General features: G+C 38.4%; 11 protein-coding genes. 1 reads left to right on the top strand and 10 read right to left on the bottom strand.

The features are described 5' to 3' along the window. Positions 1–84 precede the first annotated feature (84 nt). The 8 genes from ACQKEV_RS05785 to ACQKEV_RS05750 all read right to left on the bottom strand — a co-directional run bounded on the left by ACQKEV_RS05785 (position 85) and on the right by ACQKEV_RS05750 (position 8,762). Entirely contained in the window at positions 85–1,203 is a 1,119-nt protein-coding gene (locus tag ACQKEV_RS05785) for an N-acetyldiaminopimelate deacetylase (protein ID WP_427444207.1), read from the bottom strand. 9 nt (positions 1,204–1,212) lie between these two features. Then, positions 1,213–1,926 carry a 2,3,4,5-tetrahydropyridine-2,6-dicarboxylate N-acetyltransferase gene (dapD, locus tag ACQKEV_RS05780; protein ID WP_427444205.1) on the bottom strand — a complete coding sequence of 238 codons (714 nt, stop codon included), beginning with the start codon at positions 1,924–1,926 and terminating at the stop codon, positions 1,213–1,215. A gap of 72 nt (positions 1,927–1,998) precedes the next feature. Then, positions 1,999–2,889, bottom strand: coding sequence for a LysR family transcriptional regulator (locus tag ACQKEV_RS05775; RefSeq protein WP_427444203.1), 891 nt, complete (start codon positions 2,887–2,889; stop codon positions 1,999–2,001). Positions 2,890–2,976: 87 nt separating this feature from the next. Continuing rightward, a complete protein-coding gene (gene cbpB, locus ACQKEV_RS05770; protein WP_427444200.1) occupies positions 2,977–3,420 on the bottom strand; it encodes a cyclic-di-AMP-binding protein CbpB in 444 nt (147 codons plus the stop codon). Between the two features lie 529 nt (positions 3,421–3,949). Continuing rightward, a complete protein-coding gene (locus ACQKEV_RS05765) occupies positions 3,950–4,192 on the bottom strand; it encodes a hypothetical protein (RefSeq protein ID WP_427444197.1) in 243 nt (80 codons plus the stop codon). A gap of 59 nt (positions 4,193–4,251) precedes the next feature. Further along, positions 4,252–5,022, bottom strand: a complete 771-nt coding sequence (gene fadH / locus ACQKEV_RS05760; protein WP_427444196.1) for a 2,4-dienoyl-CoA reductase — start codon at positions 5,020–5,022, stop codon at positions 4,252–4,254. Positions 5,023–5,113: 91 nt separating this feature from the next. Then, positions 5,114–7,219: an RNA degradosome polyphosphate kinase gene (locus ACQKEV_RS05755; RefSeq protein ID WP_427444194.1), complete on the bottom strand. Its 2,106-nt coding sequence runs from the start codon at positions 7,217–7,219 to the stop codon at positions 5,114–5,116. Continuing rightward, positions 7,212–8,762, bottom strand: a complete 1,551-nt coding sequence (locus ACQKEV_RS05750; RefSeq protein WP_427444192.1) for a Ppx/GppA family phosphatase — start codon at positions 8,760–8,762, stop codon at positions 7,212–7,214. Before ACQKEV_RS05750 ends, ACQKEV_RS05755 begins: the two co-directional genes overlap by 8 nt. A 146-nt stretch (positions 8,763–8,908) precedes the next feature. On the opposite strand from ACQKEV_RS05750, the gene ACQKEV_RS05745 reads away from it, so the two are divergent. After that, positions 8,909–9,376 carry a YkyB family protein gene (locus tag ACQKEV_RS05745; RefSeq protein ID WP_427444189.1) on the top strand — a complete coding sequence of 156 codons (468 nt, stop codon included), beginning with the start codon at positions 8,909–8,911 and terminating at the stop codon, positions 9,374–9,376. Between the two features lie 107 nt (positions 9,377–9,483). Here the strand turns inward: ACQKEV_RS05745 and ACQKEV_RS05740 are convergent, their stop codons facing one another. Then, entirely contained in the window at positions 9,484–10,812 is a 1,329-nt protein-coding gene (locus ACQKEV_RS05740) for an MFS transporter (RefSeq protein WP_427444187.1), read from the bottom strand. Positions 10,813–10,828: 16 nt separating this feature from the next. After that, entirely contained in the window at positions 10,829–11,701 is an 873-nt protein-coding gene (locus ACQKEV_RS05735) for an NAD(P)-dependent oxidoreductase (RefSeq protein WP_427444185.1), read from the bottom strand. Positions 11,702–11,870: the final 169 nt, after the last annotated feature.

Raw genomic sequence — 11,870 nt, 5'->3', positions numbered from 1 at the left:
GAACCACTGGATTTAGGGAATTGAAAATTATATACTTTCTTATCTTTCCAAAAAAAATCATGATAACTAAGCGTTATCATGATTCTATAGCGAACGTATATAAGAATCTATAAATGGAACGAGGTAATCAAGCACTTTTTCATGCGGATTCAGTTTCGCATTATGCAATCCATAGGAAGAATCCACTCCTGCCCAAAATAAAAAGCCTGGTATTTCTTGCAGAAAATATCCAAAGTCTTCTCCGGTCATAGCCGCATCGCAATATATGGCATTCGTCGTTTCATCCAGATCGGCAAATGATAGAAAGTTCTGGGTAATTTCTTCTGAATTATAAACTTGATAATAGGAAGAACCATAATCGATTTTCACCTGACATTCAAAAGCAATTTCAGTGGACTTACATAGTGCTTCAATCCGGTTCTTTACCGTCTGCATTGTTGTAGCATCCATCGTTCGGATTGTTCCTTCTAAGCGAGCATGTCCTGAAATGATATTCTGCACCGTTCCGGATGTCATTTTCCCTACGGTCACCACAGCTGATTCGAGCGGGTTAATCGCACGGCTAACGATGGTCTGTAGCTGCATCAATAAACTGGCTGCAGCTATCGTCATATCTTTCGTACGGTGGGGATAGGCTGCATGTCCTTCCAAACCAACTAAATCTATGAACAATTCTGAAGTATTCGCAAAAAGTAATCCTGGACGGGTTGCAATCGTACCAACCGGATATTCTGGCGCAATGTGAAATGCCATTATTACATCGGGTAGCAGTTCCGGATGTTGATTTTTTAGCCATTCCCGCATTGGCAGTGCTCCACCTGGACCTTCTTCTGCAGGTTGAAATAAAAATACCATGTGGTCATTAATAGGCGTTTGATTCACCAATCTTAAGAGGCCCAATGCAACCGTCATATGAATATCATGACCACAAGCATGCATAAATCCTGAATGGATGGATTCATATGAGAAGCCCGTCTGTTCATTAATTGGAAGACCATCAATATCAGATCTCCACCCGATGGTTTTTTGGGGATTGTTACCTTTCACATGAACAACAATTCCCGTTTCCCATTTCACGACAGTTAACCGTTCTTGATCCATCGAATAAATTTCATTCAATAAATAGGCTTGTGTCTTAAATTCATGAAAACCAATTTCGGGAATTTGATGTAAGTCACGTCGTATTTGTTGAAGAGTTTTCATCTTTGCTTCCTACAATTGACGAAGTTCGTGCATGATTTCAGTTTTTGATTTTGTTTTATCATCAATTTCTTTAATTACTTTTGCTGGCGTTCCTGCCACCACTGTATAAGGAGGAACATCTTTAGTGACAATTGCTCCAGCTGCAACAACAGCACCTTTTCCGATTTTAACGCCTTCTAAAACAACCGCATTTGCTCCGACAAGTACATCGTCTTCCACAATTACAGGCATAGCTGAAGGTGGTTCAATTACACCTGCTAAAACTGCACCAGCACCAATATGACAATTCTTTCCGACAGTCGCACGTCCTCCAAGGATTGCGCCCATATCAATCATCGAGCCATCGCCAATTACTGCGCCAATATTGATGACAGCACCCATCATAATGATACAGTTATTGCCGATTTCCACTTGATCGCGTATAAAAGCACCTGGTTCAATGCGGGAATTGATTCCTTTTAGATCCACTAAAGGGATTGCAGAATTTCGGCGGTCATTTTCTACGACCACATCTGAAATCTGTTCTTTATGTAGTGTTAAAGCAGCTTCAATTTCAGACCACTCACCAAAAAGCACAAGTGAATTACCTTCACCAAAAATTTTAGTATTTTCACCGAAAGAAAGTTTTTGTAAGTTCTCACCATTTACATAAACCTTTACGGGTGTTGATTTTTTAGCGTGTTGAATATAAGAAATGATTTCGTATGCATCCATTTGTTTCATTGTCATTGAACTCCTTTCAAACTTGCAAAATATGGACTAATTGTACAGGAAATCTTTAAAGATTACATCAATTTAGTTTGAATAATCATGCAATCTCTTTGCATGTTCTTCCACAACATTCACAAAAGCTTCAACTTGTCTTAGTTCAAAAGCTGACTCATATCCAATTAACCAAGTATCACGAGTCAATTCAAATTCTTCCGCTTGATTGGTTAATGGGATTTTATTTACTTTCTCCAGCCCACTTAATGTAATAGAGGGAAGGATGGCATAGCCAATACCGTTTAGTGCCATTTGTTTACAAGTTTCTATTTGATCTACCGTAATCTGGCGCCTTGGACTTGAAGAGAAGTGACGCTGCCACCACGCTTGAATTTCTTGATAGTAATTGGAATCACTTTTGAACTGTATAAACGGTCGGTCGGTAGACAATACATCCTCTACTTCTTTCAGTTCCTGATCAACCAAATACAACGTGTCTCGGAAAAGATGAATTTTCGTTCCTTTCCATTCCGTTTGTCCCCTAACAATACCTATGTGTGCTTCTCCATCGTAAAGGGATTTAACTATTTCTGAGCTCCATCCCGTAATCAGTGAAATTTTTGCTTCTGGATATTTCGTGACAAAATCCTTTAATACCATAGGAAGCCAGTTCTGTCCGACTATCGACGCGCAAGCAATTTTCAACGTGCCGTGTACTTTGGAAGTCATCGATTGTAAGATTTCAAAAATTTCTTCTTGTTTGGCAATCGTATCAATCGCGAATTGAATCACGATTTCGCCTGCTGGGGTAGCCGTAAGTCCTTTTTGGGAACGAAGAAACAGTTGAGCTCCCCATTCCTTTTCAATGGATTGAAGGCGTTGAGATAATGCTGGTTGAGATAGAAAGAGGCGTTCAGCAGCTTTTCTCATATTGCGTTCTTCCGATAGAATTTTTATAATTTGCGATTCATTGGTCGTCACGCACTTCACTCCTTTATATCCATCAATTAACTAAGTTAAGACGAAAAAAGAAGACCTCCAATGGAGATCTTCTTTTATTTTTGCATATTACTGATTATTTTGATAGATATGTTTTTTTAATTGCTTCAAGACAACTCGTCGCGTTAAAATCCCAATAAATGTTTCTTCGTCATCTACTACACATAAGAATGGATGATTGATTAAAAGGTCTAGGCCTTTTTTGAATTTTTCATTAATATGAATGGTTGGAACAGGTGCTTGCATAACATCATCCACTTTTATATCCGGTAGACGTTCGTATTCAATATGGTCAAGGCCCAAAATGGCATCCGTGATCATTTGCGTACTCACTAATCCTTTTAATCGATATTTGAAATCTAAAACCGGAACGGATGAATACCCTGTTTTTGTCAATACTAATAAGGCATGTTCTGCACTATTCCCCACTTGCACATGTGCTACTTTTTCTGATGAGATGATGAATTCTTCGATTTGCATATCTAAAAAATCTTTGCTTGTAACCGAAATCATACACTTCTACTCCTTTATCTGTTCTAATTGCGAACAGCATACTGCTCCTTTATCATATCATATTCTGAAGATGAACATAGATGTAAACGTTTCGGTCAAAATAAAACTTCTTCCTCTAATTAGAGGAAGAAGCATACTGTAGTCAAACAAAAAAATGAGTGATTATAACTGCTTACTATTGGAAAAGAGCCGATTTAATCCTAATCTTTGCGACGAGTAATCGCAGGAGCAGCATATTTTTGCCGTCTCCAATCCAATCAGAAAGCGGTTCTGTCAGCGTTTCACTTCATAATATTTAAGAAGGAAAGGGGTCGGCTATTTCTGAAGACTCCTGCGGAAAAACGGAACAAGCGAGACCCCACAGTCAACGAATTGTGCACAATTCGTTTGCGACGAGTAACCGCAGGAGCATCGGGTTTTAAGAGACGAGGAGGCTTGCGTTTCGTCCGCGGAAAGCGAAAGAAATCGCCGACCACCTTCTTTTTTTATCAAAAGAAAAAAACGTTTTTCAAAAGTCTAACTTCTTCCTCTAATAAGAGGAAGAAGTCATGACGTAATACATAATAATACTGAAGACTAATATACCTGCAGCGACATAAACCAAGACAATTGGATTAATAGAAGTTGGATGATCTTTAACAGTTTGAGCGATCGGGGTGTCATTCACTTGCTGTCGTCTATTCTCAAGTTTCATGACTTTCCAAGTTCCATACAATCCAATCATTGCGATGATAACGATAACGAAAATTAAAGGCAAAGTCCAAATATCCATACGTATCCTACCCTTTCAATGAAGTAGCATTAGTATGGTTTAAATTAAGAATTTTAAGCTTAAAATGGAAATTTATTTAACCATTGTCCACCATCAAGCGTAATGATCTCACCATTCATATAGGCCGCTTTATCAGATAGCATAAATGATGCAAGATCTGCGATTTCTTCCGGACGTCCAAGTCGACCAAGTGGGACAGATTTAAGCGTCCGTGCAGCAGCTTCTTCGGATTCCCATAGTTTTTCAGCTCCGCCTGTGCGTTCAATTGGACCCGGTGCAATGCCGTTGACTCTTATTCCATATTGAGTTCCCCATTCAACAGCAAGAGTACGAGTTAATGACATCACACCTGCTTTCGCAGCTGCATTGTGTGCCACACCAGCTCCAGCATTCCATGCATACGTAGCCAACATATTAAGAATCGAACCTTTTCGCTCTTTTTCAATCCAGTAGTTGCCAACGGCTTGTGAACAATAAAATGTCCCGTTCAAAACGATATCGATGACCGACTTCCATCCGTTTGGTGATAGCTTTTCCGCATGAACGATAAAATTACCAGCTGCATTGTTAACCAGACCATCGATTCGACCAAACGTCTCATCTGCATATTGAACCATAGCCTTCACATGTTCTGGTTCACGTACGTCCATCTGAAAAATTCCAACGCGGCTGAAATCATGTGAAATTGCCTTCTGAGCTGTTTCAAGTCGCTCCATATTACGTCCTGTAATTACAACATTGGCACCTTCTTCAACAAAACGTTTTGCCATATAGAATCCCATTCCACTAGAACCACCTGTAATAATAATGGTCTGATCTTTTAACAACATAACCGACACCCCTTTTTATTCTGAATATTCTTTCTTCCAATTCATTATGCCATTACTATTGTAAAAAAGTATATAGCTTATATAAAAAACCTTATTCTCCATCAATTGATACGCGGTAAGCCAATTTTAATAGTTCTTCCTGACTGTTCCATACGGACTCCTTATTAAATGGCAAACGATGATGGTATTCTCCATACTGATCTTGTTCCCTTGCTTTAGCTGTATCTTCCATTTGAAATAAGATTAGATTCATGATTCGTTTTTTTATCGACTTTTCAAAAATCGGAAAAAGTATTTCCACTCGTTTGATCATGTTTCTTGTCATCATATCCGCAGATGATAGATAAACACGATTTTCGCCATTGTGGTGGAACCAGTAAATTCTCGAATGCTCCAAAAACCTTCCCACTATACTGATAACGCGAATGTTTTCGCTGATTCCTTTAATCTGTGGTCGTAAACAACAAATCCCTCGAACAATCAAGTCAATTTTTACACCTGCTATTGAAGCCTCGTACATTTTCATAATCAGTTCTTTATCTGTCAATGAATTCATTTTTGCTCGGATATAGCCAGTTCCATTCTTTTTTTGAAACTCAATTTCTTGTTCAATTAGCTTGATAAACTCGTTTCGAATATCATATGGAGCGACTACCAAATGATGAAATTTCGGTTTTTCTGTATAACCACTTAAGAAATTAAAAAAATTAGTTGCATCAATCCCAAATTTCTTTTCTGTCGTAATAATGCCCATATCAGTATAAATTTTAGCCGTTTGATCATTGTAGTTGCCTGTCCCAAGATGGACAAAGCGTTCGATCCGTCCGTTCCGACTCCGTACTATTAATGTGATTTTGGAATGGGTCTTTAAATTATGCATGCCATAAATGACGAGACAACCTGCCTGCTCAAGCTCTTTTGCCCAATGTACGTTGTTTTCTTCATCGAATCTGGCTTTCAATTCAACTAGAACCGTCACTTGTTTGCCATTCTCTGCAGCTCTTTTCAGTGCATGTATCATAGGGGAATTACCACTTACTCGATAAAGAGTCTGTTTTATGGCAAGAACATTTGGATCCTCTGCAGCTTCAGAAACAAAGTCCAAAATTGGCGCAAAAGATTCATAAGGATGATGGAAAAATAAATCCTGTTGAAACGCTTTTTCAAATAAATCCTCATCAGATTCTAAATCGTACGGTGGTTGGGGAATAAAATTCTCAAATTCCAGATGCTCACGACCCACCCTAATTTCTTTAATGAATGAAAATAAAAACGTCAAATCGATTGGACAATCAATTTCATAGACGTCATCTTTATGTATTTCAAGCTCATTCAACAAATAGGATAATACATCTGTGTTAATTTCTTTTGCCCGGACCTCAAGACGGCTTGCGGCCCCCCATTTCCGTTTCTTTAATTCCTTTTCAATTTCGACTAAAAGATCCCTGGCACCTTCTTCATGAATGGTTAAATCGGCGTTTCGTGTCATGCGAAATGTGTTAACAGCTTTCACTTTATAACCATAAAACAAGGTATTGATTTGATTGATAATCAAATCTTCCAAGTAAATATATGCATCAATATTTTCTTTAGATGGAACCTTAATCATCCGGGCAAGAACAGAAGGAACCTGAACGATTGCCACTTTTTCCTGGAGTTCTTCCTCGTTTTCCTGTTCCAACATAACAATGATATTCATGGTTTTACTCAATAAGGTCGGAAAGGGACGATAGGCATCTACTGCAACAGGAGTAAGTACAGGGAAAACATGTTCTTCAAAAAAATGTTGAGCGAAAACACTTTGGGTTTTAGATAACTCTGCCATCGATAATACAACCACATCTTCTTTCTTTATGTGGTTATTCATTAGTTGCTGGTACAATTCAGATTGTCTTTTTACGAGGGCATGCGTTTTCTTAGCTATTTTTTTTAATTGCTCTTTAGGCGTCAGACCCGCTTTGTTTTCAGGTTTTTGAAATCCCGCCCGAACCTGGTCTTGAAGACCTGCGATTCGCACCATAAAAAATTCATCCAAATTCGAACTAAAAATCGCTAAAAATTTCAGACGTTCTGCTAAAGGATTCCGGTCGTCCTCCGCTTCTTCCAAAACCCGTTCATTGAAAGCGAGCCAGCTAAGTTCGCGGTTGTTGTAGTAATCCGGTTGATCAATGTCTATCATCGGGTGTTGTTCAGCCATGAGCTAGTCCATCCTTTTCTATAAATTCTAGATTCACTTCGCACTTACATAACCGTTCAAGATGTTTCTTTTGTTTTCCTGCTTGATATTCTTCTGCCATCGCATTTCCTTTAACATAGATGTTCATTTTCAATCCTGCTCCATAAGACTCCATCACTATTTTGTTGACAACCGATCGTTTGGAGCCATTTAAACCATATGAAAATTTTAATATGGCACCAAGATCCCTTAAATGTTTCAGATCATCTTTTGAAAGCCATTTTTCAAATGGTGCTGCATAACGCTTTAACGTATCTTTATTTTTGTAGGAGGCAACGAGAGCCAATTTAATTCGATCCATATGTTCCAGGCCATCAATTGAGCGATTGGAAAGTATATAGAATGTATGCTGACTTGCGGAGTCTGCGTCAATGTATTCTCCTAAATAAAATAAGGTCGCCGCTCTTCTAAGCAACTTCAAACTGTCCTCCGATAAATGAATTTTGTGGTGACTTACACAAGCTTCATAAACCTGCTCTGCCAAAAATTGCAAGTGCTCAGCCTCATGTTCGTTCATTTCAAATTCTGCAGCTAGTGCCTTGCTGCTATGTGTAAAGACATCATGCTTATTTAAAGCGTTTGGATGAATTTGCAGGACCCGGTTCAACATGATTCCTTCCCGCAACCCTTTGCGACTGAAAATGAATTCCTGAGATTGGACAACTTTCATTAAGGCCCTGAACACTTCCAGTGCAGGTAAAATAATATCGGCCCTATCACTCGATAAGCCATCAATTTTTGTTAATTCATTAATGGATAAGTCGCCCAAAGTATCACTTAGCGTGTATAAATCAATTACGTTCATATTATATTGATGAACATTGGAAATCGGATATTCCTTCCGTTGTTGATCGATTTGTGCAATGTTGCGTGCACTCCCTCCGATTCCAATTACGGGTAATCTCACACCATTAAGCCAAGGAAGTGAACGGAATTGAGCTTCAGCAAATAAAGATAAATGATCTCTCTCAACGCTGGTCATTTTTTCACCTTTCATGAATTGTTGTTGCAGTGAAACAACACCAAAAGGAAAACTATGTGTCTTTTGCAGTTTCTTATTAACAAAATACGTAATCTCCGTGCTACCACCACCGATATCGATTGTTACAGCTGACTCAGTCGATACAGAATGAGCAACAGCTAAAAAACCAAAATAAGCTTCTTCTTCTTCACTTAAAATATCTAGTTCAAACCCGGTTTCTTTCTTCATACGATCAACAATTTGTTGTTGATTGGTTGCCTGTCGAATTGCCGCGGTAGCAGTAGCAAGAACGTCATCGACATCATAGTCTTTAAGCATTCGTTGAAAGGATTGCAATATTTCCTGAAGAAGCTCAATGCCCTCTTCAGACATTGATCCGTCCTGTTGAATAAATGTGCGCAATCGCGCCACAGTTTTTATATTTTCAAATTCCCGAAGTCCCCGAATTTGATCATAGGAATATATGACTAAGCGGATTGTATTTGACCCAATATCCAAAATCGCGGTTTTCTTTGTTTTCATATTTTTATCACCTTTTCCATAATTTTTTGTTTTCAACTATACAGATTGGTAATGAATTGGTATGATAGTAGTTAATTGAATGCTCTGAATTTTTCTTGATTCTGGCTAATATTCTCAATTTTTCAAGATGCGAAGGGTGGGGTTTCATGAAACAAGATAGGACAGATGAACAACTGGCTTCTGCTATTTATTCAGTTAATCGTCATGCAAAAACAGCTACTGATAATAAATACCTGTATGAATTAAAAAGATTGACCATTGAAAAGATGATTGAAACCGGTCGTGCTAAAAAATTGGGACTGCATTTTGTGAAAAACCCTCGTTTTAGTCAACAACAATCTTCTGTCTTAGTTCAGTGTGCTGATTACTACTTTCATTTATTACCCAAAAAAGAAGATTTTCAAAGCCTTCCACATTTGGGACATTTAGATGAAAATTACCGTAATCCACAAAGACGAATGAGTTTGAATCTAGCCAAACAACTTTTAAGTGAGTACACAGGCTTGCATCAAACGATAATAAATAAAAAACCCACACATGCATCCACCCCACAGTCTAGAAAACAACCAGTAAAGAAACGCACTTATACTTTTGGGAGCTCCTATTTAGATTAAATTTAATTAAGATAAGCTAAAGCGTGTCGATGACGTTATAGTTGCTTATCTTGTCAAAAAGCCGGAACCACTCACATGGTTACCGGCTTTTTTATTTAATAGAGTGTTTAATTTACTTGAATAGTTGAGTCATGCTTTAGTTTTAGATGAATAATCAATCCAATAATGGTCATGACAATTAATGTGGATAAGGCAATTCGACTTGCTAGAGTTCCGTAATCCTGTAATTGATACGTAATCGTCCCGTACAGTGCCGGACCAATAATGGAAGACACTTTTCCGGAGAATGCAAACAATCCAAAGAATTGCCCTCTTTTTTCTTCAGGTGTCAATTCAATGATTAGGGTACGTGAAGTTACCCACATCGATCCAAGAGAAACGCCAAACATACTACCAGCAATCCAAAACATCCATTGCTCAACTGCAAATACGGCTACAATCAGTGAAACAATCATGAGAACGGCTACAATCGTTACTGCATGTTTTGCACCGATTCTTTTTGTTATATATCCAAAAACAAAAGATCCGATTACGGTCGAAATAGTGGACACAAGATAAAGAATGATAAATTGTCCCGATGAAAAACCGACGATTACAGTTGCATAAATGGCCATCATGGCGATTGTTGTTGCGATCGCATCGTTTATGAAGAAATATGCAATCATAAATGTGAAAACAGATTTATGGGATTTCATATCTCTAAACGTATTGATAATTTCTTTGTATCCATCAAAGAAAGAACCTCTGACTCTCTGATTCTTAGGAATAGGTACGTCTTTATTGATAAAAAATAATGGCAGGCTGAATAGTAAATATAAAATAGCAGTAGGAATAAATGCTTTGTGAAACTCACCGTCACTTACGAGCAGATAAACGAGTAATCCGACAATTGTCCCAATGTAGCCGACAGCTACCCCAAATCCAGAAATCAATGGCATTTCTTGTTTTGTTCCGAGATCACTCATCATCGAATCATAAAAGACAAGACTGGAATTAAAAAAGAATTTGGCAATGACGAAACTTATGACTACCAAGGCATAGGACATGGGGACTCCCCATATGAAAGAATTCGTTTCCAATCCGCCAAAAACACCCATCATAAAAGTTGCGAGGATGGAAATGGAAGCGAACCAAACGATAAAACGTTTCTTGTATCCTGTCCGGTCAATCCATACGCCAAATAACGGCGCAAACATAACCAAGAAAAAACTGGCGACTGCATTTGCGTACGAAACAAACGTACTGGCCACTTGTTGCCTGGCAACACTTGTGCCAATTACATCATCTGTGTAAAACGGAAAAAATACCGTATTAATATTAGATGAGAAAATGGTATTGGCAAAATCGTAAAAAGCCCAGGATAAGATCGGTAATGATAAATAAAGAGCTATCGGACTCCTTGGAGTCGTCGTCTGTTGTTGATTCACTCTCAGCACCCCGCTATATTCTATTCTATTTTTTATAAGCCTTGATTAAACTCTGGGTTCCTTCATTTTCAAATCCTTGATTGGCCAATGATTGATACATTTCATACGCCATTTCCAAACCAGGCAATGTCAGATTCATTTTTTTTGATTCATCCAATGCAATTCCCATATCTTTAATAAAGTGTTTCATATAAAAGCCTGCTTCAAAATCATCTTTCAACATCCGTGGTGCGAGGTTAGTCAATGACCATGAACCTGCTGCCCCCTTTGTGATGGACTTCAAAACCATTTCCGGATTTAGCTTTGCTTCCTTCGCATAAGTGATTGCTTCACAAGCTGCTATCATCGTAGAGGCAATCGCGATCTGGTTGGCCATTTTAGTATGCTGACCTGCACCAGCATCCCCTTGATAGATGATATGCTCGCCAAACAGTTCAAATATCGGATATAGTTTATCAAAAACTTCTTTATCGCCTCCGACCATAATTGATAATTTCCCTGATTTTGCCCCTACATCCCCACCCGATACCGGAGCATCCAGTGAATTCATGCTTAGTGTCTGCGATTTTTTATAAAGATCAATGGCCAGCGTCGGTGTTGAAGTTGTCAAATCGACCACAATTAATCCTTCTTTTCCATTTTCAAATATTCCGTTTGCGCTATTATAAACTTCCGCTACGTCGGATGGATATCCGACCATTGTGAAAATAACCTCTACTTGAGAAGCTACTTCACCAGGAGTCTCGGCCCACTTTGCACCCAGTTCCAGTAAGTCTTGCGCTTTTTCTTTTGTGCGTGTAAATATGGAAACTTCGTGCCCGCCGTTCAATAGATGTTTGACGATGCTTTTCCCCATTACTCCTGTTCCTACAAAACCGATATGTGCTTTATTACTCATTATGTAACCTCCAAGTTGGAAAATTTCTGTAATTGATTATTAGTTTAACAAAGTTCCTAGATTTAAGCATCGAAACATTCCGAAAATAGTGAACTATTTTTTGATTATTAAACGGATGACGAGAATTCATATTTGAGGAACCGAAATTTAAAAGAATGTAACGCTGAAG

Source organism: Paenisporosarcina sp. NPDC076907, from assembly GCF_050269735.1.
Classification (GTDB): domain Bacteria; phylum Bacillota; class Bacilli; order Bacillales_A; family Planococcaceae; genus Paenisporosarcina.
This window is presented reverse-complemented; position numbering and strand designations above follow the sequence as displayed.

Bases quoted from the DNA above. Each gene is read 5' to 3' on its own strand.
- ACQKEV_RS05735 (WP_427444185.1), bottom strand. From the start codon at position 11,701: ATGAGTAATAAAGCACATATCGGTTTTGTAGGAACAGGAGTAATGGGG.
- ACQKEV_RS05745 (WP_427444189.1), top strand. From the start codon at position 8,909: ATGAAACAAGATAGGACAGATGAACAACTGGCTTCTGCTATTTATTCA.
- ACQKEV_RS05765 (WP_427444197.1), bottom strand. From the start codon at position 4,192: ATGGATATTTGGACTTTGCCTTTAATTTTCGTTATCGTTATCATCGCA.
- ACQKEV_RS05785 (WP_427444207.1), bottom strand. From the start codon at position 1,203: ATGAAAACTCTTCAACAAATACGACGTGACTTACATCAAATTCCCGAA.
- dapD (WP_427444205.1), bottom strand. From the start codon at position 1,926: ATGAAACAAATGGATGCATACGAAATCATTTCTTATATTCAACACGCT.
- ACQKEV_RS05750 (WP_427444192.1), bottom strand. From the start codon at position 8,762: ATGAAAACAAAGAAAACCGCGATTTTGGATATTGGGTCAAATACAATC.
- ACQKEV_RS05755 (WP_427444194.1), bottom strand. From the start codon at position 7,219: ATGGCTGAACAACACCCGATGATAGACATTGATCAACCGGATTACTAC.
- fadH (WP_427444196.1), bottom strand. From the start codon at position 5,022: ATGTTGTTAAAAGATCAGACCATTATTATTACAGGTGGTTCTAGTGGA.
- cbpB (WP_427444200.1), bottom strand. From the start codon at position 3,420: ATGATTTCGGTTACAAGCAAAGATTTTTTAGATATGCAAATCGAAGAA.